The organism is Variovorax sp. PMC12 (assembly GCF_003019815.1).
Lineage (GTDB): Bacteria > Pseudomonadota > Gammaproteobacteria > Burkholderiales > Burkholderiaceae_C > Variovorax.
Genome location: NZ_CP027773.1, coordinates 3120420 through 3144221 on the forward strand (window position 1 = coordinate 3120420; position 23802 = coordinate 3144221).

19 protein-coding genes are annotated in these 23802 nt (G+C 68.7%); 1 reads left to right on the forward strand and 18 read right to left on the reverse strand.

All coding sequences use genetic code 11. The annotated features are described in order from the left end of the window. Positions 1-2 precede the first annotated feature (2 nt). The 16 genes from C4F17_RS14565 to dksA form a co-directional block, all read right to left on the reverse strand. Positions 3-974, reverse strand: coding sequence for a D-alanine--D-alanine ligase (locus C4F17_RS14565; protein ID WP_081270181.1), 972 nt, complete (start codon positions 972-974; stop codon positions 3-5). After that, positions 971-2428: a UDP-N-acetylmuramate--L-alanine ligase gene (gene murC, locus C4F17_RS14570; RefSeq protein ID WP_106935702.1), complete on the reverse strand. Its 1458-nt coding sequence runs from the start codon at positions 2426-2428 to the stop codon at positions 971-973. The genes C4F17_RS14565 and murC overlap by 4 nt, the downstream gene beginning before the upstream one ends. After that, positions 2425-3489 (reverse strand): undecaprenyldiphospho-muramoylpentapeptide beta-N-acetylglucosaminyltransferase, encoded by a 1065-nt coding sequence (gene murG, locus C4F17_RS14575; RefSeq protein WP_106935703.1) that lies wholly within the window; start codon positions 3487-3489, stop codon positions 2425-2427. Before murG ends, murC begins: the two co-directional genes overlap by 4 nt. Next, entirely contained in the window at positions 3486-4784 is a 1299-nt protein-coding gene (ftsW, locus tag C4F17_RS14580; protein WP_081270178.1) for a putative lipid II flippase FtsW, read from the reverse strand. The genes murG and ftsW overlap by 4 nt, the downstream gene beginning before the upstream one ends. After that, positions 4781-6850 (reverse strand): UDP-N-acetylmuramoyl-L-alanine--D-glutamate ligase, encoded by a 2070-nt coding sequence (murD, locus tag C4F17_RS14585; protein ID WP_106935704.1) that lies wholly within the window; start codon positions 6848-6850, stop codon positions 4781-4783. Before murD ends, ftsW begins: the two co-directional genes overlap by 4 nt. Positions 6851-6857: 7 nt before the next feature. Continuing rightward, positions 6858-8036 (reverse strand): phospho-N-acetylmuramoyl-pentapeptide-transferase, encoded by a 1179-nt coding sequence (mraY, locus tag C4F17_RS14590; protein ID WP_081270177.1) that lies wholly within the window; start codon positions 8034-8036, stop codon positions 6858-6860. 15 nt (positions 8037-8051) lie between these two features. After that, positions 8052-9494: a UDP-N-acetylmuramoyl-tripeptide--D-alanyl-D-alanine ligase gene (locus C4F17_RS14595; RefSeq protein ID WP_106935705.1), complete on the reverse strand. Its 1443-nt coding sequence runs from the start codon at positions 9492-9494 to the stop codon at positions 8052-8054. After that, positions 9491-11047: a UDP-N-acetylmuramoyl-L-alanyl-D-glutamate--2,6-diaminopimelate ligase gene (locus C4F17_RS14600; RefSeq protein WP_106935706.1), complete on the reverse strand. Its 1557-nt coding sequence runs from the start codon at positions 11045-11047 to the stop codon at positions 9491-9493. Before C4F17_RS14600 ends, C4F17_RS14595 begins: the two co-directional genes overlap by 4 nt. Positions 11048-11049: 2 nt before the next feature. Beyond that, positions 11050-12804 carry a peptidoglycan D,D-transpeptidase FtsI family protein gene (locus tag C4F17_RS14605; protein WP_081270174.1) on the reverse strand — a complete coding sequence of 585 codons (1755 nt, stop codon included), beginning with the start codon at positions 12802-12804 and terminating at the stop codon, positions 11050-11052. Then, positions 12801-13160, reverse strand: coding sequence for a cell division protein FtsL (ftsL, locus tag C4F17_RS14610; RefSeq protein WP_106935707.1), 360 nt, complete (start codon positions 13158-13160; stop codon positions 12801-12803). Before ftsL ends, C4F17_RS14605 begins: the two co-directional genes overlap by 4 nt. 94 nt (positions 13161-13254) lie before the next feature. Continuing rightward, entirely contained in the window at positions 13255-14178 is a 924-nt protein-coding gene (rsmH, locus tag C4F17_RS14615; RefSeq protein WP_106935708.1) for a 16S rRNA (cytosine(1402)-N(4))-methyltransferase RsmH, read from the reverse strand. An 8-nt stretch (positions 14179-14186) separates the two neighbouring features. Then, complete coding sequence (mraZ, locus tag C4F17_RS14620; protein ID WP_081270207.1) at positions 14187-14615, reverse strand: division/cell wall cluster transcriptional repressor MraZ; 429 nt, start codon at positions 14613-14615, stop codon at positions 14187-14189. Between the two features lie 273 nt (positions 14616-14888). After that, positions 14889-16217 (reverse strand): ATP-dependent protease ATPase subunit HslU, encoded by a 1329-nt coding sequence (gene hslU, locus C4F17_RS14625; RefSeq protein ID WP_106935709.1) that lies wholly within the window; start codon positions 16215-16217, stop codon positions 14889-14891. A 2-nt stretch (positions 16218-16219) separates the two neighbouring features. Then, complete coding sequence (hslV, locus tag C4F17_RS14630; RefSeq protein ID WP_007832466.1) at positions 16220-16765, reverse strand: ATP-dependent protease subunit HslV; 546 nt, start codon at positions 16763-16765, stop codon at positions 16220-16222. 58 nt (positions 16766-16823) lie between these two features. Further along, positions 16824-18488: an STAS domain-containing protein gene (locus C4F17_RS14635; protein ID WP_106935710.1), complete on the reverse strand. Its 1665-nt coding sequence runs from the start codon at positions 18486-18488 to the stop codon at positions 16824-16826. Positions 18489-18534: 46 nt separating this feature from the next. Then, positions 18535-19332 (reverse strand): RNA polymerase-binding protein DksA, encoded by a 798-nt coding sequence (gene dksA / locus C4F17_RS33420; RefSeq protein WP_409196334.1) that lies wholly within the window; start codon positions 19330-19332, stop codon positions 18535-18537. 554 nt (positions 19333-19886) lie between these two features. On the opposite strand from dksA, the gene C4F17_RS14645 reads away from it, so the two are divergent. Then, the gene (locus C4F17_RS14645) at positions 19887-21380 is read left to right on the forward strand and encodes a YdgA family protein (RefSeq protein WP_234382090.1); all 1494 of its coding nucleotides are present in this window, start codon (positions 19887-19889) and stop codon (positions 21378-21380) included. Between the two features lie 48 nt (positions 21381-21428). Here the strand turns inward: C4F17_RS14645 and C4F17_RS14650 are convergent, their stop codons facing one another. Next, positions 21429-22484, reverse strand: a complete 1056-nt coding sequence (locus C4F17_RS14650) for a CobW family GTP-binding protein (protein ID WP_081271346.1) — start codon at positions 22482-22484, stop codon at positions 21429-21431. Positions 22485-22579: 95 nt separating this feature from the next. Continuing rightward, positions 22580-23794 carry a class I SAM-dependent rRNA methyltransferase gene (locus tag C4F17_RS14655; RefSeq protein WP_106935712.1) on the reverse strand — a complete coding sequence of 405 codons (1215 nt, stop codon included), beginning with the start codon at positions 23792-23794 and terminating at the stop codon, positions 22580-22582. Between the last annotated feature and the right edge of the window lie 8 nt (positions 23795-23802).

Consider the following 23802-nt stretch of genomic DNA (forward strand, 5'->3'; position numbering starts at 1 on the left):
GGCTATAACGAGCCTCCCGTGGCGTCGAGCGTGGCCGAGGCCAGCACCCGCACGCAGAGTTCTTCGTAGGCGATGCCCGCGGCGCGGGCCGACATCGGCACCAGCGAGTGGCTGGTCATGCCGGGCGAGGTGTTCATCTCGAGCAGGAAGGGCTTGCGGTCGCTGGCGCGGATCATCACGTCGGCACGGCCCCAGCCGCGGCAGCCGAGCGTGCGGTAGGCGGCCAGCGTAATGCGCTGGATCTCGTGCTCTTCCGCCTCGGGCAGGCCACTCGGGCACTGGTACTTCACGTCGTCGGTGAAGTACTTGTTCTGGTAGTCGTAGGCGCCTTCGGGCGCGGCGATGCGCACCACAGGCAGCGCACGCGCGTCGAGCCCGTGGCCAAGCACGGCGCAGGTCACTTCCTCGCCTTCGATGAACTCTTCGCAGAGCACGTCTGCGTCGTACTTGGCCGAGAGCGTGATCGCGTCCTGCATCTGGGAGTAGCCCTCGACCTTGGTCACGCCGATGGACGAGCCCTCGCGCGGCGGCTTCACGATCAGCGGCAGGCCGAGCACGTCAGGCACGGCCATGACCTGCTCGCGGCTTTGCTGGTCGAAGGCCAGGCGCACGTACTTGGGCGTGGGCAGGCCGTCGGCCTGCCAGATGCGCTTGGTCATGACCTTGTCCATGGCCACGCTGGAAGCCATCACGCCCGAGCCGGTGTAGGGAATGCCGAGCAGCTCGAGCGCGCCCTGCACCGTGCCGTCCTCGCCGTGGCGGCCGTGCAGCGCGACGAAGCAGCGCGCGAAGCCTTCGCGCTTGAGATCGGCCAGCTCGCGCTGCGAGGGGTCGAAGGCATGCGCGTCGACGCCGCGCGAGCGCAGGGCTTCGAGCACGCCAGTGCCCGACATCAACGAGATTTCGCGTTCGGCGGAACTGCCGCCGAACAGCACGGCGACCTTGCCGAAGAGTTTGGGATCCTGAAGGCTCATGCGGCCCTCCCTTGGCGCGAATCGCGCTGCGATGTTGAGGGCGTGGCGCCCAGTTCGACCACCTTGGCCGGCACCGCGCCGATGGACCCGGCGCCCATCGAGAGCACCACGTCGCCCGGGCGGGCGTTGTCGAGAATGGCTTGCGGCATGGCGGCGATGTCGTCGACGAACACCGGCTCGACCTTGCCCGCCACGCGCAGCGCGCGTGCCAGCGTGCGGCCGTCCGCGGCCACGATGGGCGCCTCGCCGGCGGCATAGACCTCGCCGAGCAGCACCGCGTCGGCCGTGCCGATGACCTTGACGAAGTCCTCGAAGCAGTCGCGCGTGCGGGTGTAGCGGTGCGGCTGGAAGGCCAGCACCAGCCGGCGCCCCGGGAAGGCGCCGCGCGCGGCCGCGATGGTGGCCGCCATTTCCACGGGGTGATGGCCGTAGTCGTCGATGACGGTGAAGGTGCCGGCAGCAGCGGCGTCGCCGCCCTGCACCGCCACGTCGCCGTAGCTCTGGAAGCGGCGGCCCACGCCCTTGAAGCCCGCCAGGCCGCGCTGCACGGCCTCGTCGGGAATGCCGAGTTCCACCGCCACCGCGATCACCGACAGCGCATTGCGCACGTTGTGCTCGCCAGGCAGGTTCAGCACGATGGGCAGGTCGGGCAGCGTCACGCCGTTGCGGCGCTGCGCGGTGAAATGCATCTGGCCGCCGACGGCGCGCACGTCGATGGCGCGCACCTGGGCGTCTTCGCCGAAGCCGTAGCTGGTCACCGGGCAGGTCACGCTGGCGACGATCTCGCGCACCGCGGGGTCGTCGGTGCACAAGATGGCCACCCCATAGAACGGCATGCGGTGCAGGAAGTCGACGAACGCCTTCTTCAACTTCGCGAAGTCGTGCCCGTAGGTCTCCATGTGGTCGGCATCGATGTTCGTGACCACCGCCATCACGGGCAGCAGGTTCAGGAACGAGGCGTCCGATTCATCGGCCTCGACCACGATGTAGTCGCCGCTGCCGAGCTGCGCATTCGCGCCCGCGCTGTTCAGGCGGCCGCCGATCACGAAGGTCGGGTCCAGGCCGGCGGCGTCGAGCACGCTCGCCACCAGGCTGGTGGTGGTGGTCTTGCCGTGCGTGCCGGCGATGGCAATGCCCTGCTTCAGGCGCATCAGCTCGGCCAGCATCAGCGCGCGCGGCACCACCGGAATGCGTTTCTCGCGCGCGGCCAGCACTTCGGGGTTGTCCGGCTGCACTGCGGTGGAGGTGACGACCGCGTCCGCGCCGTCGATGTGCGCAGCGGCATGGCCCACGAAGGTGCCGATGCCCAGGCCCGCGAGCCGGCGCAGCGTGGCGCTGTCGGCCAGGTCGGAGCCGGTGATCTTGTAGCCCAGGTTCAGCAGCACTTCGGCGATGCCGCTCATGCCCGAGCCGCCGATGCCGACGAAATGGATGTGACGGATCGCGTGCTTCATTTGGCAAGCTCCTCGCAGGCGCGGACGACCGCCTCGACGGCTTCGGTCTTCTGCATGGTCTTGGCCTTCGCGGCCTTGTCGATCAGCGCGGTGCGCTCTGTGTTCTGTAGCAAGTCAGCCAGCAATTCAGGAGTGAGGTCGGCCTGCTGCACCAGCCAGCCGCCGCCCGCGTCCACGAGGAAGCGCGCGTTGGTGGTCTGGTGGTCGTCGACCGCCGAAGGGAAAGGCACGAACAGCGCTGCTGCGCCGACGGCCGCGATTTCTGTGACGGTGCTGGCACCTGCGCGCGCGACGATGATGTCGGCGTCCGCATAGGCCTGCGCCGTGTCTTCGATGAAGGGCGTGAGTTCGCCTTCGACGCCGGCCGCCGTGTAGTTGGCGCGCAGCTCGTCGATCTGCTTGGCGCCGCTCTGGTGCAGCACCTGCGGGCGCACGGCCGGCTCGATGCGGGCCAGCGCCTTGGGCACCACGGTGTTGAGGCCGCGCGCGCCCAGGCTGCCGCCCACCACCAGCAGCTTCAGCGGGCCGGTGCGGCCCGCGAAACGCGTGGCCGGATCGGCCTTGGAGGTGAATGCCTCGCGCAGCGGATTGCCCACCCATTGCGCCTTCTTCAGCACATTGGGGAAGGCGGTGAACACGCGGTCGGCCACGCCCGCCAGCACCTTGTTGGCGAGGCCGGCGACCGAGTTCTGCTCGTGCAGCACCAGCGGCTTGCCCATCAGCACGCCCATCATTCCGCCGGGGAAGGTGATGTAGCCGCCCAGGCCCACCAGCACGTCGGGCTTCACGCGGCGCACCACGCCCAGGCTCTGCCAGAAGGCGCGCAGCAGATTCAGCGGCAGCAGGAACAGCGTGAGCGGACCCTTGCCGCGCACGCCGCCGAACTGCACCGGCTCGAAGGCGAAGCCACGCGGCGGCACGAGTTTTTCTTCCATGCTGCCGGGCGCGCCCAGCCAGTGCACCTGCCAGCCGCGCTCGCGCAGGGCCTCGGCCACCGCGAGTCCGGGGAAGATGTGGCCGCCGGTGCCGCCTGCCATGACGAGTGCGGTACGGCCGGTCATACGCGGCCCCCTCTCATCAGCACGCGGTTCTCGTAGTCGATGCGCAGCACCACGGCCAGCGCCACGAGGTTCATCAGGATGGCCGAGCCGCCGAAGCTCATCAGCGGCAGGGTCAGGCCCTTGGTCGGCAGCGCGCCCAGGTTCACGCCCATGTTGATGAACGCCTGGAAGCCGAGCCACACGCCCACGCCCTGCGCCACGAGGCCGGAGAACACGCGGTCCAGCGCGATCGCCTGGCGGCCGATGTGCATGATGCGGCGCGTGAGCCAGAGGAACAGGCCGATGATCAGCAGCACGCCGATCAGGCCGAACTCCTCGCCGATCACGGCGAGCAGGAAGTCGGTGTGCGCCTCGGGCAGCCAGTGCAGCTTCTCGACGCTGCCGCCCAGGCCCACGCCGAAAATTTCGCCGCGCCCGATGGCGATCAGCGAGTGCGACAGCTGGTAGCCCTTGCCCAGCGCATGCTCTTCGCTCCACGGATCGAGGTACGCAAAGATGCGCTCGCGGCGCCACGGGCTGGTCGCGACGATGGTGCCGAAGGCCACCACCACCAGCGCGGCGATCACGAAGAACATGCGCGCGTTCACGCCGCCCAGGAACAGGATGCCCATGGCGATCACCGCGATCACCATGAACGCGCCCATGTCGGGCTCGGCCATCACCAGCATGCCGACCACCACCACCGCGATGCCCATCGGCAGCACGGCGCGGAAGAAGCGCTCCTTGATCTCCATCTTGCGCACCATGTAGCTGGCGGCGTAGAGCACCATCGCGAGCTTGGCCAGCTCCGAGGGCTGGAAGCGCATGAAGCCCATCGGCAGCCAGCGGCGCGCGCCGTTCACGTTGATGCCGATGTGCGGAATGAGCACGGCCACCAGCAGCAGCAGCGACGCGACGAAGAGCCAGGGCGCGGCGCGCTCCCAGGTCTTCATCGGGATCTGGAAGGTCAGCAGCGCGGCGACGAACGCGAACACCACCGAGGCCGCGTGCCGCGTGAGGAAGTAGGAAGCGCTGTAGCCGGCGCGCGCGAAGCGCGGGTTGTCGGGCAGCGCGATGGAGGCCGAATACACCATGATCAGGCCCCAGGTCAGCAGCGCGACCGTGACCCAGACCAGCGCCTGGTCGAAGCCCAGCACGCGCATGGGCGTGGCCTTGGTCTGTGCGATGCCGGCGCCGCCCAGCCGCACGGGCAGGTGCACCGGCAGCGCGTCGATGCCGCTGCGGGCGCGCCTGAACCAGCCGCCGAAGCGGCTGGTGCGTGCGTTGGGCGTGGCGCCCGATGCGGCAGAGTTCAAAGCTGCTCCTCCGTCGTCGAAGAATCGCCCAGTCCGCGCGGGCTGTCCGCCCAGGCCAGCACGGCCTCGCGGAAAACGTCGGCGCGGTGCTCGTAGTCCCTGAACATGTCGAAGCTCGCGCAGGCCGGTGACAGCAGCACTGCATCACCCGGATTGGCGCGGGCGGCGGCGGCCTGCACGGCTTCGTCCATGGAGCCCGCGTGCATCAGCGAGACGCCGGTGGAAGCCAGCGCGGCCTCGATGATGGGTGCGTCGCGGCCGATGAGCACCACGGCGCGCGCGTACTGGCGCACGGGCGCGGCGAGCGGCTCGAAGTCCTGTCCCTTGCCTTCGCCGCCGAGGATCACGACCACGCGTCGCTCTTCGCCCAGGCCGGCCAGCGCGGCCACGGTGGCACCGACGTTGGTGCCCTTGCTGTCGTCGAAGTACTCGACCTCGTCGACGATGGCGATGGGTTCCACGCGGTGCGGCTCGCCGTGGTATTCGCGCAGGCCGTAGAGCATGGGGCCGAGCGGGCAGCCGGCGGCGCTCGCCAGCGCGAGGGCGGCCAGCGCGTTCATGGCGTTATGGCGGCCGCGGATGCGCAGCGCATCGGCCGGCATCAGGCGCTGCAGGAAGATTTCTTCCTCGACCACGGCGCCGCGCTTGCGCTTCTGGGTTTCGTCGGCTTCCAGCGCGCGCACCAGCCAGGCCATGCCGTTGACGCGCTCGATGCCGTAGTCGCCCGGGCGCAGCGGCATCGCGGCGCCGAAGGTGACGTGCGCGCGGATCTGCGGACGCTGCAGCTTGACCTTGACGGGCGCGGGCAGCATCGCCATCACGCCGGCGTCGTCGCGGTTGAGGATCATCAGCCCGCGCGCGCCGAAGATGCGCGCCTTGGCCGCCGCGTAGGCCGGCATGTCGCCGTGCCAGTCGAGGTGGTCCTGCGTGAGGTTGAGCACGGTGGCGGCGGTCGGCTCGAAGTCCTGCACGCCGTCGAGCTGGAAGCTGGAGAGCTCGAGCACCCACACGTCGGGCAGCGTGCCGGCGTCGATGCGGGCCCAGAGCGTGTCGAGCAGCGTCGGGCCGATGTTGCCGGCCACGGCCACGGTCTTGCCCGCGCGCTCGACCAGTTGGCCGGTGAGCGAGGTGACGGTGGTCTTGCCGTTGGTGCCGGTGATGGCGAGCACCGCGGGCGTGTAGCCCTTGGGCGCCTCGGGCTCGACCGGCGGGGCCAGTTCGAGCTGCGGCGATTCTTCCTCGACGGCGGCGGAGGCCGGGTTGGTGGCGGAAAGCTCGGCGATCTTGGCGACGAACTCCGCGGCTTCCTTGGCGGCCGTGGGAACGTAAGGCTTGCCGGTGGCGGGCAGGCGGGAAACGGTGGCGGGCGCCGGCGCCGGGATGGCGACGGGAAGCTCGGCGGCAGCAGTTTCGACAGTTTCTGCGCTTGCCTCAGGGGCGGCAGCAGGTGCGTCGGCTTCCGGAGGCTGCGGCACGGCAACGCTGAGCGAAGGATCGCGCGGCATGGCCTCGGCTTGCGCGGGAACGATCGGCTCGGGCTCCGGCTCTGGCTCCGGCGCGGGTTCGGGCTGCTGCACAGGCTCTGCCACGGCATCTGCCGGCTCGGCGGGCGCCGGCTCTTCCAGCGGCAGCTCTGCCTGCGGCTGCGGCTCGGCGGCTTCCACGGGCGCTTCGGGCACGGCTTCGGGTTCGGGCTCGGCTTCCGCCACAGGCACCTCGACCGTCCGCAGGTCCAGCAGCGCGCGCGCGAACAGGTCGAGTTCGCCGCCGACCGGCAGGCCCATGGCGCGTGCGGCATCGGCCACCGGCGCGATGGTCGCGGGCGACAGCCCCGGCGAGCGATAGACCGCGCGGATCGGCGTGCCTTCGACCAGCGCGGCCGTGAACGGACCGCCGACGAAAGCAACCTCGGGCCATTCCGCCTTCAGCGTCGCCAGCGAGGCGGGCGCCTCGCGGGTGTCGGCCACGGTCACGACGGCGCCGTGCCGCGCGCACCAGCGCGCCATCGCCAGCCCGGACGCGCCGAGGCCGAGGATGAGAACGTGGAGGTCTTTCAGGTGCCGCATGTGTCCGTTACCGCAGCTTCAGCGTCGAAAGGCCCACGAGGCACAGCAGCATCGTGATGATCCAGAAGCGCACCACGACCTGCGTCTCGCGCCAGCCGCTCTTCTCGAAGTGATGGTGCAGCGGCGCCATCTTCAGCACGCGCCGGCCTTCGCCGTAGCGCTTCTTGGTGTACTTGAAGTACATCACCTGCGCCATCACCGAGATCGCCTCGACCACGAAGATGCCGCCCATGATGAAGAACACGATCTCCTGGCGCACGATGACCGCGATGGTGCCCAGCGCGCCGCCGAGCGCCAGCGCGCCCACGTCGCCCATGAAGACCTGCGCCGGGTGCGTGTTGAACCACAGGAACGCGAGCCCCGCGCCCGCCATGGCGGAGCAGAACACCAGCAGCTCGCCCGAGCCCGGGATGTTGGGGAACAGCAGGTACTTGGAATACACCGCGCTGCCGGTGACGTAGGCGAACACGCCCAGCGCCGAGCCGACCATCACCACCGGCATGATGGCCAGGCCGTCGAGGCCGTCGGTCAGGTTCACCGCGTTGCTCGCGCCCACGATCACCAGGTAGGTCAACACCACGAAGCCGATGCCGCCCAGCGGATAGCTCACTTCCTTGAAGAAAGGCACCAGCAGGTTGATCTTGGGCGGGAAGCTGAGGTCGAAGCCCGACTGCACCCACGCGAAGAACAGCTGCAGCACGCGCCAGTTGGAGCTTTCCGAAATGCTGAACAGCAGGTAGAAGCCGGCGAGCAGGCCGACCACCGACTGCCAGAAATACTTCTCGCGCGAGCGCATGCCTTCCGGGTCCTTGCGCACCACCTTGCGCCAGTCGTCGACCCAGCCGATGGCGCCGAAGCCCATCGTGACCCACAGCACGATCCACACGAAGCGGTTCGACACGTCGAACCACAGCAGCGTCGACAGCGCGATGGAGAACAGCACGAGCACGCCGCCCATGGTCGGCGTGCCGCTCTTGGTCAGGTGCGTCTCCATGCCGTAGCCGCGCACCGGCTGGCCGATCTTGAGCGCGGCCAGGCGGCGAATGACGTACGGCCCCGCCACCAGGCCGACCACCAGCGCGGTCAGCGCGGCCATCAGCGCGCGGAAAGTCAGGTACTGGAAAACGCGCAGGAACCCGAATTCGGGCGAGAGCGTCTGCAGCCATTGGGCCAGGGTCATCAGCATGTGGTTTCGCGCGGCTCATGCGTCATGACCGGCCTCCTTTTGTTGTTGTGGTTGTCGTGCCTGGGCCGCGATGGCCTGGACCACGCGTTCCATCTTCATGGAGCGCGAGCCCTTGACGAGCACGCTGCCGACATGCGGCAGCCGGGCGAGCACGGCGGCGCCGAGCGCGTCGAACTCGTTGAAATGGCGGCCGTCGGCATCGCCCCGGAACGCGGCGACGGTGTGGGCCGTGGCGCTGCCGAGGGTGTAGACGGCCTCGATGCCGCGGTGGCGCGCCCAGTCGCCGACCTCGGCGTGGAACTCGGTCGAGCGCTCGCCCACCTCGGCCATGTCGCCGAGCACCAGCAGGCGCGGGCCCGGCAGGGCGGCGAGCACGTCGATGGCGGCAATCACGGAATCGGGATTGGCGTTGTAGCTGTCGTCGACCAGCGTGACCGCGCGGCCGCCGTCCACCACGATCTCGCTGGCGCGCGAACGGCCCTTGACCGGCTCGAAGGCGCTCAGGCCCGCGGCGATGATGTCGGTGGACACGCCGGCCGCGAGCGCGCAGGCCGTGGCCGCGAGCGCGTTGACGACGTTGTGGCGGCCCGCGATGTGCAGGCGCGCGTCGAAGCCGCCGATGGGCGTGCGGATGCGCACGGCCCAGGCGCCCTGCTTCCATTCGGCGCTGTCGAGCGAGATGTCGGCGTCTTCCGATTCGCCGAAGGTCATGCAGCGGCGCGAGCCGCCGGCGTGCGCCATGTCGGTCCACAGCGAGGTGAAGGCGTCGCCGTGCGGAAAGACGGCCGTGCCGTCGTCGGGCAGCACCGCGAACACCGAGGCGTTCTCGATGGCCACCGCCTCGACGGTGGCCATGAACTCCTGGTGCTCGCGCTGCGCGTTGTTGACCAGCGCGATGGTCGGGCGCGAAATGGCGGCCAGCCGCGCGATCTCGCCCGGATGGTTCATGCCCAGTTCGAGCACCGCGCGCTGGTGCTGCGCGCGCAGGCGCAGCAGCGTGAGCGGCACGCCGATCTCGTTGTTGAAGTTGCCGGCCGTGGCCAGCGCGCGCTCGGCCCGGAAGGCGAACAGGATCGCCGCGATCATCTGCGTGACCGTGGTCTTGCCGTTGCTGCCGGTCACGGCGATCAGCGGCAGGTCGAACTGTGCACGCCAGCCAGCGCCGAGCGCGCCCAGCGCTGCCAGCGTGTCGGGCACCTCCAGGCCGGCCAGGCCCGCGGCCTCAAGGCCGTGGTGGGCGATGGCGGCGACGGCGCCCTGCTTCTTCGCCTCGGCGAGAAATTCGTTGGCGTCGAAGCGCTCGCCCTTGAGCGCGACGAACAGGTCGCCGGCCGCGAGCGTGCGGGTGTCGGTGTGCACGCGGGCGACGACGGTCGAGGCGTCGCCCACCAGGCGCGCGCCGGGAATCCATTGCTGCACCTGTGCCAGCGTGATGCCGAGCGGCGTGGTATCGGTCATGCGCCACCTCGCTTTGCCAGCGCCTGCAGCGCATGCGCCTTGTCGGAGAACTCGATGCGCTGCCCGGCGATTTCCTGCCACGCCTCGTGGCCCTTGCCGGCGATCAGCACCACGTCCTGCGGGGCGGCCTGCGCGATCGCGTCGGCGATGGCGATGGCGCGATCCGGCTGCACCTGCGCGCCCTCAGGGCGCGAGAAGCCGAGCAGCACCTGGCTGATGATGGCGTCGGGCTTTTCGCTGCGCGGGTTGTCGCTGGTGACGATCACGCGGTCGGCCTGGCGCTCGGCGACGGCGGCCATCATCGGGCGCTTGATCGGGTCGCGGTCGCCGCCGCAGCCGAACAGGCACCACAGTGCACCGCCGCGCTGCCTTGCCAGCGGGCGCAGGCCGGTCAGGGCCTTGTCCAGCGCGTCGGGCGTGTGCGCGTAGTCGACCACGGCCAGCGGCGCGCCTTCGCCGGTGCCGGCGCGGTCCATGCGGCCCGGCACGCTGGTGAGGTTGGCGCAGGCGGCCACGGCCTGCGCCAGCGTGAGGCCCAGCGCGCGCAGGGTGCCGAGCACGCCGAGCAGGTTGGCCACGTTGTACTGGCCGATCAGGCCGGTCGACAGGCGCTCGACGGCGTCGGTGCCGTGCTCGGCCACCGAGAACTGCAGGCCCTGCGCGTCGTAGCCGATGTCGCGCGCCACCAGTCGCGCCGGCTTGCCGCCGGCCGAGACGGTCCAGACGTCGAGCGCGCCGATGCCGGCGTCGATCAGGTTCGCGCACAGGCTGGCGCCGTGCGTGTCGTCGATGTTGATCACCGCCGCGCGCAGGCCCGGCCAGCGGAACAGCTCGGCCTTGGCCTGCCAGTAGGCGTCCATGCTGCCGTGGTAGTCGAGGTGGTCCTGCGTGAAATTGGTGAACACGGCCACCGCGATCCGCGCGCCGTCGAGCCGGCGCTCGGCGATGCCGATGGACGAGGCCTCGATGGCGCAGGCGCCGAAGCCGCGCTCGACCAGCGCGCGCAGCTCGCGCTGCATCATCACCGGGTCGGGTGTGGTCAGGCCGGTGTAGGTCAGCTCGGGCGGCACGCCGATGCCGAGCGTGCCCATCACGGCGCAGGGCGAAGGCGCGTCGCGCTGCATGGTGCCGTCGGGCTTCATGGCGCGCACGCCGCCCGCCGCCCGCAGCGTGGAGAGCGATTCGGCCAGCCACCAGGCGGTGGAGGTCTTGCCGTTGGTGCCGGTCACGGCCAGCACGTCGAGCAAGGCCGAGGGGTTGTCGTAGAAGGCCGAGGCGATCGGGCCGGTGGCGGCCTTGAGGCCGGGGTAGCTCACGATGCGTTCATCGCCATCGAAACCGAAGGGCTCGACGCCCTCGTGCTCGACCAGGCAGACCGCGGCGCCCTGCGCCAGCGCGGATGCCACGTGCTTGCGGCCGTCGGTGGCGGCGCCGGGCCAGGCGACGAAGATGTCGCCCGCGCCCACGGCACGGCTGTCGGCATGCATCGCGCCCTGCGGTGCACGCTCCTTCAGCCAGGCGGCCACCAGTTGGGGGGAAGTGAAGGTCAGCATGTTCAGAAACTCTCGTCGACGCCCTGCGTCATCACAAGCGGTTTGACCGCCAGGTCGGGCGGTACGTTCATCATGCGCAGGGTCTGCTGCACGACTTCGCTGAACACGGGAGCCGCTGCCAGGCCGCCGAAATACTGGCCGTCGCTGGGCTCGTCGATCATCACGGCGACGATGATGCGCGGCTTCTCGATCGGCGCCATGCCGGTGAACCACGCACGGTATTTGTTGCTGGCGTAACCCTTGCCGACCTGCTTGTGGGCGGTGCCCGACTTGCCGCCGACCGAGTAACCCACCGTCTGCGCGCGCGTGCCGGTGCCGCCGGGGCCGGCGGCCATCTGCAGCATCTTGCGAACGGCCAGCGCGTTCGACGGCGAGAACACCCGCACGCCGGCCGGCGGCTCGGAGTTCTTGAGGATGGTGACCGGAATGAGCGAGCCGTCGTGCGCGAACGAGGTGTACGAATGCGCCATCTGGAACAGCGAAGCCGACAGGCCGTAGCCGTAGGCCATGGTGGCCTGCTCGACCGGCTTCCAGGTCTTCCACGGGCGCAGGCGGCCCGTCACCGCGCCGGGGAACTGGATCTGCGGCTTCTGGCCGTAGCCGAGCGCGGTGTAGGTGTCCCACATCTCGTGCGGGGTCATCTTCTGTGCGATCTTGAGCGCGCCCACGTTGCTCGACTTCTGGATCACACCCTCGACCGTCAGCGCGCCGTAGTTGTGGGTGTCGCTGATGGTGAAGCCGCCGATCTGGTAGCGCCCGGGCGCGGTGTCGATCACCGTCGACGGCTTCACGCGGCCGGCTTCCAGGGCCATGCCGACCGTGATGGGCTTCATGGTCGAGCCGGGCTCGAAGGTGTCGGTGAGCGCGCGGTTGCGCAGCTGCTCGCCGGTGAGGTTCTGGCGCTTGTCGGGCACGTAGCTCGGGTAGTTGGCCAGCGCCAGCACCTCCCCGGTGGTGGAGTCGAGCACCACCACGCTGCCGGCCTTGGCCTTGCGCGCAATCACGGCGTCGCGCAGCTTCTGGTAGGCGAAGAACTGCACCTTGCTGTCGACGCTGAGCTGGATGTCCTGGCCGTCGAGCGGCGGCACCAGTTCGCCCACGCCCTCGACCACGCGGCCCAGGCGGTCCTTGATGACGCGGCGCGAGCCGGCCTTGCCCGCCAGTTCCTTGTTGAACGCGAGCTCGATGCCTTCCTGGCCGCTGTCTTCCACGTTGGTGAAGCCCACCACGTGCGCCGCGGCCTCGCCCTCGGGGTACTGGCGCTTGTATTCCTTGCGCTGGTAGAGGCCCTTGATGTTCATCGCGGCGATCTGCTTGGCGATGGGTTCGTCGACCTGGCGCTTCACCCAGACGAAGGTCTTGTCCTCGTCCTCGAGCTTCTTGTCGAAATCCTTCTGCGGCATCTCGAGCAGCTTGGCCACCTGCTTGAGCTTGGCGCGCACCTCGGGGTCGTCGCGCTCGATGTCTTCGGGAATGGCCCAGATGCTGGGCGCCACCACGCTGGACGCGAGGATGAGGCCGTTGCGGTCGAGGATGCGGCCGCGGTTGGCCGGCATCTCGAGCGTGCGCGCGAAGCGCACCTCGCCCTGCCGCTGGAAGAAGCTGTTGTTGAACACCTGCACGTACGCGGCGCGGGCGGCCAGCATGACGAAGCCGAAGGCGATGCCGGCCACGATGAACTTGCTGCGCCAGACCGGCGTCTTGCTCGCGAGCAAGGGACTGGTGGTGTAGCGCACGCTGCGGTTGCCCCGGGTCATCGTGCGGCCCTCGCTGCGGTGGCGGGCTTGGCGGCCGGCTTGGCGCCCGCGGGCGTGGCCGGCGGCAGCGGCGCCACGGCCGGGATCACCGAGCCGTCGGGCCGCACGTACTGCGTGATGGCCGGGGAGGTGGTGCGCATCTGCAACTGCTCCTTGGCAAGCTTCTCGACGCGCAGCGGCGTGGCCTGTGCGCGCTTCTCGACCTGCAGGCGATCGCGGTCCAGCTCCAGGCGGCGGGCTTCCTGCTGCACGCGGTCGAGCTCGGTGTAGAGCTGGCGCGACTGGTACTGCGTGTGAACGAGGTACAGCGCCGTGGCAATCACAGCCAGCAGCAGAAGCAGGTTGATGCGGGCCATGATTAAAGAAGCTCCCCCAGGCTGCGCCACTGCGTGGCTGCGCCTTCCCCCTCGCGAGCGAGGGGGCGAGCGCCTTCGGGCGGCCGGGCGGCGCTCATGCGGCCTCCGTGCGCTCGGCCACGCGCAGGATGGCGCTGCGCGAGCGCGGGTTGCCGCTCACCTCGGCCTGGGACGGCTTGATGCGCTCGAGCGCGTTCAGCTTCATCACCTTGGGGGCGGCGAAGGGCGCGCGGCGGTCGTAGACCTCCTTCGAGTGCTTGGCGATGAACTGCTTGACGATGCGGTCTTCCAGCGAGTGGAAGCTGATCACCGCCAGCCGGCCGCCGGGCTTCAGCACGGAAAGGCTCGCTTCTAGCGCCTGTTGCAGCTCTTCAAGCTCGGCGTTGATGAAAATCCGAAAAGCCTGAAATGTGCGCGTTGCAGGGTTCTGGCCCTGCTCGCGGGTTTTGACCGTGCCAGCCACGAGCTCGGCCAGTTCGGTGGTGGTTGAAATTGGGCCCCGTTCTTGTCGGCGAGCAACAATCGCCTTTGCAATCTGAACAGCAAACCGTTCTTCGCCATAGTCACGGATCACCTCTGCAATCTGCTGGAGTTTGGCCGTTGCCAGCCACTCGGCCACGCTCTCGCCGCGCGTGGTGTCCATGCGCATGTCGAGCGGGCCGTCGAAACGAAAACTGAAACCTCGCACCGGGTTGTCGATCTGGGGCGAGCTCACGCCCAGGTCCATCAGCAAGCCGTCGACGCTCGCGTCGGGCAGTTCGCCCAGCGAGCGGAATCCCTGGTGGCGGATAGAAAAACGCGCATCGGAGATGCGCGCTGCTTCGGCCACTGCTTCCGCATCCTTGTCGAATGCGATCAGCCTGCCTTCCGGCGCCAGCCTGGAGAGGATTGCACGCGCATGCCCTCCCCGCCCGAAGGTGGCGTCCACGTATTTGCCGGTTGCCGCCGTGCTGCCGGAAAGAAGGGCTTCCACCGCTTCGTTCAGCAAGACGGTCGTATGGGTCCATGGGGTAGTCACGTGAATCCTCAGAACGCGAAGTCCTGAAACACATCCGGCATCTCGCCCTGGGTGGCCTCGGCCTCCTTGGCCTCGTACGTGGCCTTGTCCCAGAGTTCGAAGTGGTTGCCCATGCCCAGCAGCAGCGTCTCGCGCGTGATGCCGGTGGCCGCGCGCAGCTCGGGCGACACCAGGATGCGGCCGGTGCCGTCCATCTCGACGTCCATGGCGTTGCCCAGGAAGACACGCTTCCACCACTGCGCCGACATCGGCAGCGCGGCGATGCGCTCGCGGAATTTTTCCCATTCGGGACGGGGGAACACCATCAGGCATCCGTGCGGATGCTTGGTGATCGTGAGCTGGCCCCCTGCCGTGGCGCTCAGGACGTCACGATGCCGGGTCGGCACGGAGAGCCGCCCCTTGGCATCCAGACTGAGCGATGAAGCGCCTTGAAACACGACCACGAAACCCCTGTGTTGGGAGTGCTGCGGCACCCGAAGGGGGCACTACCCGCACTTTTTCCCACTTAACTGCACTTTTTTGCACTGTAGCAGGAAACACTTCGGACGCAACTGGCCGTTCGGGGTATTTTTTGTAATGGAATCAACGACTTAGCACCGATTCCAAATCCGTGGAATCGGTGAATTTCGTTGAGAATTAAGTACTTAGCCCACGCAGTGAAAGTGATGCGTGAAGGATTCCCCCGTTACAGGGGGAACCAAAGGGCGGCTTCAGAGGATGAAGCGCGAAAGATCTTCGTCGTGACTTAGTGCCGCGAGGCGCTGGTCGACATAGGCGGCATCGATGCGGATCGACTGGCCTTCGAGGCGGGTCGCGTCGAAGCTTACCTCATCCAGCAGGCGCTCCATCACCGTCGACAGGCGGCGCGCGCCGATGTTCTCGGTGCGCTCGTTCACCTCGAAGGCGATGGTGGCCAGCCGGTTCACGCCCTCGGGGGTGAAGTCGAGCGTCACGCCCTCGGTGGCGAGCAGCGCCTGGTACTGCTTCACGAGCGACGCGCGGGTCTGCGTGAGGATGCTCTCGAAGTCCGACACCGAGAGCGACTGCAGCTCGACGCGAATGGGAAAGCGACCCTGCAGCTCCGGGATCAGGTCGCTCGGCTTGCTCAGGTGGAACGCGCCGCTCGCAATGAACAGCATGTGGTCGGTGCGCACCACGCCGTACTTGGTGGTGACGGCCGTGCCCTCCACCAGCGGCAGCAGGTCGCGCTGCACGCCCTGGCGGGACACGTCGGAGCCCTGCGCTTCGCTGCGCGTGGCGACCTTGTCGATCTCGTCGATGAAGACGATGCCGTTCTGCTCCGCATTGGCGATAGCCTGCGTGCGGATCTCGTCCTCGTTGACGAGCTTGGCGGCCTCTTCGTCGATCAGCAGGCGCATCGCCTCGCCGATCTTGAGCTTGCGGGTCTTGCGCTTGCCCTGCCCCAGCTGGCCGAACATGCCGCGCAGCTGCTCGGTCATTTCCTCCATGCCGGCGGGGCCCATGATTTCCAGCGGCGTGCGCGTCTCGGCGAGATCGAGCTCGATCTCCTTGTCGTCGAGCTGGTGCTCGCGCAGCTTCTTGCGGAAGGCCTGGCGCGTGGGATTGGGAGCGTCAATCGCCGGGGTCGTGCCGTCGGCGCCGCGCGCCGGGGGCAGCAGCACGTCGAGGATGCGCTCCTCGGCGGCATCCTCGGCACGCACGCGCACCTTGGCGCTCTCGGATTCGCGCGTCTGCTTGACGGCGATCTCGGCGAGGTCGCGGATGATGGAATCGACGTCCTTGCCCACGTAGCCCACTTCGGTGAACTTGGTGGCCTCGACCTTGATGAAGGGCGCATCGGCCAGCCGCGCAAGGCGGCGCGCGATCTCGGTCTTGCCCACGCCCGTGGGGCCGATCATGAGGATGTTCTTGGGCGTGATCTCGTGGCGCAGCTTGTCGTCGACCTGCTGGCGGCGCCAGCGGTTGCGCAGGGCGATGGCCACCGCGCGCTTGGCCGCCGGCTGGCCGACGATGTGGTTGTCGAGCTCGGAGACGATTTCCTGGGGGGTCATGGACATGGTCAGAGCGCTTCCACGGTGTGGTTCATGTTCGTGTAAATGCAGATTTCTCCGGCGATCGCCAGCGATTTGCGCACGATCTGCTCGGCCGAAAGCTCGGTGTTCTCGATCAGCGCCTTGGCCGCCGACTGGGCATACGCGCCGCCGGAACCGATGGCGATCACGCCGTCCTCGGGCTCCAGAACGTCGCCGTTGCCGGTGATGATGAGAGAAGTGGTGGCGTCGGCCACCGCCAGCATGGCCTCGAGCTTGCGCAGCACGCGGTCGGTGCGCCAGTCCTTGGTGAGCTCGACGGCCGCGCGGGTCAGGTGGCCCTGGTGCTTTTCGAGCTTGGCCTCGAAGCGCTCGAAGAGCGTGAAGGCGTCGGCGGTGGCGCCGGCAAAGCCGGCCAGCACCTTGCCGTGATAAAGCCGGCGCACCTTGCGCGCCGTGCCCTTGATGACGATATTGCCGAGAGTGACCTGCCCGTCCCCGCCGATGGCGACCTGGTCGCCTTGGGGGGTCTTGCGGCGCACGCTCACGATGGTGGTGCCGTGAAACTGTTCCATCGAAGCCATCTGGGGATGGCAAGAGGCAATGCAACCCGCGGCAAGGCCGCCCGGCGCCTTAGTTTTTCCTAACCGCGACCGTGGCGTGATCGGTAATGCCTACCAGCGTGAACAGCGCGGCGATGAGCCGGTGCGCATCGACGAACTGCACGCGTTCGCCATTGGCGTCGCGCGTGCGCACCCAGCTCAGCAGCGCGCCGGCGGCGGCCAGGTCCATGCGCAGCAGCGCGGCACAGGAAATGACGGGCGCCGAGGTGTGGCGCAGGTCGTTGTCGAGCCGCTCCCAGCTCGACAGGGACTCGCCCCGCAGGTCGCCCGCCAGCGCGGCGAAACCGCTGTCGGTGGACGGAAAGCTCTCGGAATCGCCACCGACCGACAGCAGCGACCACACCGAGCTGGGGCGGCTCGCCGGCGGCGCGGCCAGCGAGGCGCATTCACCGCGCGGGTCTTGCCAGGAGGGCGGCGACACCTCGTAGGTGATGCAGTAGTTGAGCGCGACCAGCTCGAAGTCGTCGGGCAGGTGCATCATGCGCAGCGCCGCGAGGTGCAGCTGCCACCAGACGTCTTCGGTGCTGCGGTCGTTGTTGGGCGCGGCCTCGGACAGCACCGCCAGCAACTGGGCGGAGCCCATGAAGCGCAGTTGCACCGGCGAATCGGCCCAGTGGGTGAACAGCACCCGCAGCGGCGCGGCGGCATCGGCGCCAATGGTGTTCAGGGCGCGCCAGTCGAGCGTCCAGACCGAGCCGGCCTTCGAGAGTGCGCGCGTGAGCTCCACCAGGCCTTCGCGCCCCAGGTGCGTGGGCGACACCCAGTCGGCGTGCGCGGTGGCTTCGGAGACGGCGCCTGCCTCTTCGCTGGCGGCCACGGCCTTGACGCTGCGGGCCAGTTCTTCGAACGAAACCCAGTCGGGCCCCATGCGCCGCATGCGATGCGCATAGCGCATGCGGGCGGCGGCGAACTTGGCGGCATCGCCGGTTGCGCGGTACAGGTCGAACAGGGCACGCCAGCGGCTGTCGTCACGCTCGGCGGCGGGGCTGCCCTCGGCTTCCGTGGCGGGGGCGCTCTCGGAGGCCAGGGCCTGCAGCAGGATGGCTTCGGCGCCGGTGTCGTCGCCATGCGCGAAGCGGATGACGGCCTCTTCGAGCGCGCCGTCGTGCGCCAGCCGCGACAGGGGCGCTGGCGCCGCGCCCGCGGCCATCGCCGGCGCCTCCCCGGCCGGCGCCGCCGCGACGGGCGCGCCACCGCTGTCGGGCCGGTCGGTCTGCGTATCGGGCGCGTCGGAACCGACGGGCGGCAGGGTCTCGGCGCCGGCGTCGGGCGGCTGGTTGACCAGCGGCTCGCCGTTCGGGCCGCGCCCCTTCCACCACTGCTGCGACATCTGCTGCTCGATCTCGTCGATCTTCTTGAGCGTGAGCGCGCGGCCTTCGAGCTTTTCCGAAGAGCTGTTGAGATTGAACGACGACGGCGTGACGGTCGGGTCGAAGGCGTGGGCTGCAGCCTCGCGCTGGCGCAGCTTGCGCAGCATGTCGAACTCGCGGCGGCGCACGAAGTCGTTGCGCTGGCGCCGTTCGATCATCTCCTTGAGCATTTCCCTGTTGTAGGCCTGCTCGGGCAACGAAGAGTCCGACTGGGCGGGCTCGTCCAGTTCCGACCAATCCTTCAGCGGATTGCGGACAAACTTGGCCACCTTCGAAAAAAGGCGGCCCGACTCTTCCTTTGCCATTCGACGAAAGCTTGCGGACGGGGGGTTCTTGCGACCTTGTTCCCGATCAATCCCCGAACATCTTCTGCTTGAGTTCCCGGCGCTGCTGCGCTTCGAGCGACAGCGTGGCCGTCGGGCGGGCGAGCAGGCGGCCGACGCCGATGGGTTCGCCGGTTTCGTCGCAGTAGCCGTAGTCGCCGGCGTCGATGCGCTGGATCGACTGCTCGATCTTCTTGAGCAGCTTGCGCTCGCGGTCGCGGGTGCGCAGTTCGAGGGCGTGTTCTTCCTCGATGGTGGCGCGGTCGGCCGGGTCGGGCACGACCACGGTGTCCTCACGCAGGTGCTCGGTGGTCTCGCCGGCGTTCTCGAGGATGCCGCGCTTGAGTTCTTCGAGCTTCAGGCGGAAGAACGCCATCTGCTTTTCGTTCATGTACTCGTCGTCGGGCATGGCGATGACTTCGGCGTCGCTCAGCTCGTTGGCGGACTTGGTCTTCCAGTTGTTGACCAGCTTCGGGTCCTTCTTCACGGCCAGGGGCGGCGGCGGCACCAGCGCGGTGGAGGGCGCCTGCGAGAAGCTGGACTTGGCGGCGGTCGATGCCACCGATTGCGGCATCGAGGGAACGGTCAATTGCGACAGCCGGGACACGCGGCCACCACGCGCAGCGGGAGCGGGCGTGGCGGTTTGGGCGGGAATCGAGGGTGTCGCCGGGGCGGAAGTGGAGGCGGCAGCCGTTTTTTTCATGGGGATCGGGGAAGCAGAAGGAACGGCAGCAGGGCGGCCGACGGGTTTGGATGACGAGGTACCCGCGCCTGCGCTCTTGGTCGCGGCAGTTGCAGGCTTGGCGGATTTCTTGGCAGCGGTCACGGCTTTGGCCGGTGCTGCCGCGGTCTTTTTGGTCGGCGCGCTTTTCTCTTTCGCCGTGGGGTCCGGCACTGCGGCGGAAACCTTTTTTGCCGCAGGTGCAGCCTGCTTCGCAGCCGCCACCTTCTTTGCGGCGGGCTTGGTTGCTGGCGTGGCCTTGGCGGCGGGTTTCTTCACGGTGACTGGCTCCTTGGTCGAACTGGAACGCGCTTTCACTGGGTGTCTCCTCCCATGGGAACCGATTGCGGCTTTCAGGCCGCGCCGGCTCCACGTTGTCGGGGTGCCCGCCAACGGCGAACCCCGGGGTTATACCCCCGAAAGCCCACCAGAAACGTGCGGCGCCCCGTGCCGGATGCCACATCCCGTCCGCTGGGACGGGGTGTGGCTGCCGGAACAGGCGCGCGATTGTATAGAGAACTCGAAAGCGCGGGCGATGTGTCCGGCTGCCGGTCGCGTCCATTAGCATCGCGCGGCGCCGCTGGAGGGGGTGGCGCTGGCCGGCCATTGCCCTTTTGGCGGCGCGGGCCATCCGATCATTCGACAAAAGAAAGCAAGTCTTGAGCAAAAAAGCAGCAGTATTGGGCGTCCTGGCCGCAGCCATCGCGGTCGCCTACGGTGGCAGCACCTGGTGGGCCGGTTCGCAGGTCAAGTCGCGTTACGACACCGCATTCGAAGAACTTCCGAAGCAGACCGCGCTGGTGCGGGTGGTCGAGCGCAGCTACGAGCGCGGCTTCCTCGGTGCCGTGAGCACCGTGACCCTCGAAATCGGCTGCGCGCCCGACGCCGCAGCGGCCGCCGCCGCGCAGAAACCCGCCGCCGGCGAGGAACCCGAGGAAGAGCCGGAGGAAGAAGCCGAAGCCGCGCCGCCCAAGCCGCTGCGCTTCACCATCCGCGACACCATCCACCACGGCCCGCTGGCCGGCGGCACGCTTGCCGCGGCCACCATCGACAGCGAACTGGTGCTCGACGCCAAGACCCAGGCCGACGCGAAGAAGCTGTTCGGCGAGGCCAAGCCGCTCACGGCCCGCACCAAGGTCGCCTTCAGCGGCGCCTTCACCAGCGACCTGAACGTGGCGCCCGCCAGGCTCGCCGAAGACGGCAAGGGCCAGATGGCATGGCAGGGCGCGCAGCTGCGCATGGACGTGAACGCCGCGCGCACCCAGGTGCGCTACGACCTGACGATGCCCGGCTTCGACTTCAACGACACCCGCAGCGGCCTGACCATGAAGATGGGCAAGCTCACGGCCAAGGCCGACATGGACAGCAGCGCCGGCTGGTTCCTGGCCACCGGCAAGACCGAGGGCCGCCTCGACACGCTCGAATTCGCCGCGCCCAAGGGCCTGGGCGCCGGCGACGGCGACGACACCACGCCGCGCAAGCCGCTGCCGACCGTGCTGCTGCAGGGCATCGACCTGGTGGGCGGCGCGAGCATCAAGGACGGGCTCTACGCGTCCGAAGGCACCCTCAAGGGCGCCGGCAAGATCGGCGCCACCAGGATCGACAGGTTCGAGCTGACCAGCAGCGCGCGCCGCATCCATGCCGCCGGCTACAAGAAGCTGGCCGACGCCTGGATGCAGTCGAGCGCCGCCAACGGCTGCGGCAAGGGCGGCAGCAAGGCTTCACAGGCCGCCATGAGCGCGCTGGTGGAACAGCTCTCGCCGGACCTCAAGGCCATGGCCAAGTACGGCCCCGAAGCCGGCATCGACAAGATGCTGGTCGAAATCGACGGCAAGCGCGGCGAACTCGGCTACACCGCCAGCATGGCCGGCGTGACCGACGAGGACCTGCAGCTGCCCGGCACCGCGCTCCTGCTCAAGCGCGGCGTGCTCAAGGCCAATGCGCGCCTGCCGATGCAGTGGATCGAGAAACTGGCCGCAACCGGTGCCGAGAGCGGCCAGACGCCCCCGCCCGAAACCGTGGCGCTGCTGGTCACCCAGGGCGAGCAGAGCGGCTTCGTGAAGCGCGACGGCGACGACGTGACCGCCCAGGTCGAGTTCAGCGACGGCAACCTGAAGGTCAACGGCAAGCCGCTGGGCGGGCTGGGCAAGTAGCAGGGTATGTCTCCTTCCCCCCAGCGGGGGAAGGAGCAAGTCAGGGCTTCAGACCAGGCACTGCTCCAGGCCCTGCTCCAGGATCTCGCGCGGCAGCTCGATGCCGATGAACACCATGCGGCTCTGGCGCGCCTCGTCCTTGCCCCACTCGGGGCCCAGGTCGCTGCCCATGAGCTGATGCACGCCCTGGAAGATCACCTTGCGCTCGGTGCCCTTCATGTTCAGCACGCCCTTGTAGCGCAGCATGCGAGGGCCGTAGATGTTGACGATGGCGCCCAGGAAGTCTTCCAGCTTGGCCGGGTCGAACGCACGGTCGGCCTTGTAGACGAAGCTCTTCACGTCGTCGTCCGTGTGGTGATGGTGGCCGTGCCCGCCTTCGTGCTTGTGCGAGGGATGGTCGCAGTGCTCGCCATGCGCGTGGTCATGGTCGTGATGGTCGTGGTCGTCTTCCTTGAGGAAGTCGGGGTCGATGTCGAGCTTGGCGTTCAGGTTGAAGCCGCGCAGGTCGAAGATGTCCTTCAGCGGCACGTCGCCGAAGTGCGCCTTCTGCTGCGGCGCGCGCGGGTTCATGTGCTTGAGGCGGTGGATGAGCGCCTCGGTCTCCTCGGCCGACACCAGCTCGCTCTTGCTGATGAAGATCTGGTCGGCAAAGCCCACCTGGCGGCGCGCTTCCTGGCGGTCGTTGAGCTGCTGCGGCGCATGCTTGGCGTCGACCAGCGTCAGGATCGAGTCGAGCAGGTAGCTCTCGGCGATCTCGTCGTCCATGAAGAAGGTCTGCGCCACCGGGCCGGGATCGGCCAGGCCGGTGGTCTCGATCACCACGCGGTCGAAGTCCAGCAGGCCCTGGCGCTTCTTGGCGGCCAGCAGCTGCAGCGCCTCGCGCAGGTCTTCGCGGATGGTGCAGCAGACGCAGCCGTTGCTCATCTGCACGATCTGCTCCTTCGACTCGGTCACCAGGATGTCGCTGTCGATGTTCTCTTCGCCGAACTCGTTCTCGATGACCGCGATCTTCTGGCCGTGGGCCTCGGTCAGGATGCGCTTGAGCAGCGTGGTTTTGCCAGAGCCGAGAAAGCCGGTGAGGATGGTCGCGGGAATGAGGGCCATGTGGGAGTGCTCCGGAAGCGGAAAACAGGAAAAGGGGCGGAAAAAGACTTGGCAGGCAGTTTAGCCAATGCCACTGAGTTGCGTTGCCGGCAGGGTCAAGCCGGCTTGCGGACCACCACCAGGCCCTTCAGGTACTCCCCTTCCGGGAACTCGATGGTCATCGGATGGTCGGGCGCCGCGCCCAGCCGCTCGGCGATGTAGCCGTCCACGCCCGCGTCGATCCCGGCCGAGGCCACGATCTTGTGGAACAGGTCGGCGCTGATGCCGCCCGAGCAGGAGAACGTGAGCAGCACGCCGCCCGGCTCCAGCAGCTTGAGCGCCAGCCGGTTGATGTCCTTGTAGGCCCGCGCCGCGCGCTCGGCATGCGCCGCCGTGGGCGCGAACTTGGGCGGGTCGAGCACGATGGCGTCGAAGGTGCGGCCCTGGTCGATGAACTCGCGCAGCACCGTGTTCACGTTGGCGTCGAGGAATTCGGTCTCGATGCCCTGCCCCTCGAAGCCGTTCAGCGCCAGGTGGCCGCGCGCGCGCTCCAGCGCCGGCAGCGACGAATCGGCCGACACCAGCTGCGCGCCCTGCAGCGCGTTTGCGGCCTTCAAGCCCGAGAGCGCCGCGACGGTGAAGCCGCCCGTGTAGCAGAAGCAGTTCAGCACGCGCCGGAAGCGCCGGTGCTGCGCCAGCTCGGCAAAACGCTGGCGGCTGTCGCGCTGGTCGAGGTAGAAGCCGGTCTTGTGGCCGGTCGCGATGTCCAGCGACAGCTGCCAGCCGTGCTCGCGAATGACGATCTCGGTCGGCCCGTCGCCGCGCAGCCAGCCGGTGACGGGCTTCAGGCCTTCGCGCTCGCGGCCGCTGGCGTCGGAGCGCTCGTAGAGCCTGGAAAGGCCCGTGGCCTTGAGCAGCGCGTCGGCCAGCACGTCTTTCCAGCGCTCCACGCCGGCCGACAGAAACTGCGCCACCAGCGTGTCGCCGTAGCGGTCGACGATCAGCCCCGGCAGGCCGTCGGCCTCGCCGTGCACCAGCCGCACGCCATCGCTCTGCAGGTCGAACAGGCCGCGCGCGGCCACCGCGCGGGCGCACACCGACGCGAGGAAGGCGGCGTCGATGCGCTGCGTCTCGACGAAGCTCCAGGCCCGCGCGCGGATCTTCGAGACCGGGCTGAACGCGGCCCACGCCAGGAAGGCGCCGTCGTGCGACTCGACGCGCACCGTCTCGCCGGAATCGGCACCGCCGCGCGCGATGGCGGATTCGAAGACCCAGGGGTGGCGGCGCTGCATCGAGCGCTCTTTGCCGGGTTTGAGGCGAAGGGTTTTCATTGGTTGTT

What these genes read in the sequence shown, in the direction of transcription:
- C4F17_RS14565 (WP_081270181.1), bottom strand. Translation starts at nt 974, where the DNA reads ATGAGCCTTCAGGATCCCAAACTCTTCGGCAAGGTCGCCGTGCTGTTC.
- murC (WP_106935702.1), bottom strand. Translation starts at nt 2,428, where the DNA reads ATGAAGCACGCGATCCGTCACATCCATTTCGTCGGCATCGGCGGCTCG.
- murG (WP_106935703.1), bottom strand. Translation starts at nt 3,489, where the DNA reads ATGACCGGCCGTACCGCACTCGTCATGGCAGGCGGCACCGGCGGCCAC.
- murD (WP_106935704.1), bottom strand. Translation starts at nt 6,850, where the DNA reads ATGCGGCACCTGAAAGACCTCCACGTTCTCATCCTCGGCCTCGGCGCG.
- mraY (WP_081270177.1), bottom strand. Translation starts at nt 8,036, where the DNA reads ATGCTGATGACCCTGGCCCAATGGCTGCAGACGCTCTCGCCCGAATTC.
- C4F17_RS14595 (WP_106935705.1), bottom strand. Translation starts at nt 9,494, where the DNA reads ATGACCGATACCACGCCGCTCGGCATCACGCTGGCACAGGTGCAGCAA.
- C4F17_RS14600 (WP_106935706.1), bottom strand. Translation starts at nt 11,047, where the DNA reads ATGCTGACCTTCACTTCCCCCCAACTGGTGGCCGCCTGGCTGAAGGAG.
- C4F17_RS14605 (WP_081270174.1), bottom strand. Translation starts at nt 12,804, where the DNA reads ATGACCCGGGGCAACCGCAGCGTGCGCTACACCACCAGTCCCTTGCTC.
- ftsL (WP_106935707.1), bottom strand. Translation starts at nt 13,160, where the DNA reads ATGGCCCGCATCAACCTGCTTCTGCTGCTGGCTGTGATTGCCACGGCG.
- hslU (WP_106935709.1), bottom strand. Translation starts at nt 16,217, where the DNA reads ATGTCCATGACCCCCCAGGAAATCGTCTCCGAGCTCGACAACCACATC.
- hslV (WP_007832466.1), bottom strand. Translation starts at nt 16,765, where the DNA reads ATGGAACAGTTTCACGGCACCACCATCGTGAGCGTGCGCCGCAAGACC.
- C4F17_RS14635 (WP_106935710.1), bottom strand. Translation starts at nt 18,488, where the DNA reads ATGGCAAAGGAAGAGTCGGGCCGCCTTTTTTCGAAGGTGGCCAAGTTT.
- C4F17_RS14650 (WP_081271346.1), bottom strand. Translation starts at nt 22,484, where the DNA reads ATGGCCCTCATTCCCGCGACCATCCTCACCGGCTTTCTCGGCTCTGGC.
- C4F17_RS14655 (WP_106935712.1), bottom strand. Translation starts at nt 23,794, where the DNA reads ATGAAAACCCTTCGCCTCAAACCCGGCAAAGAGCGCTCGATGCAGCGC.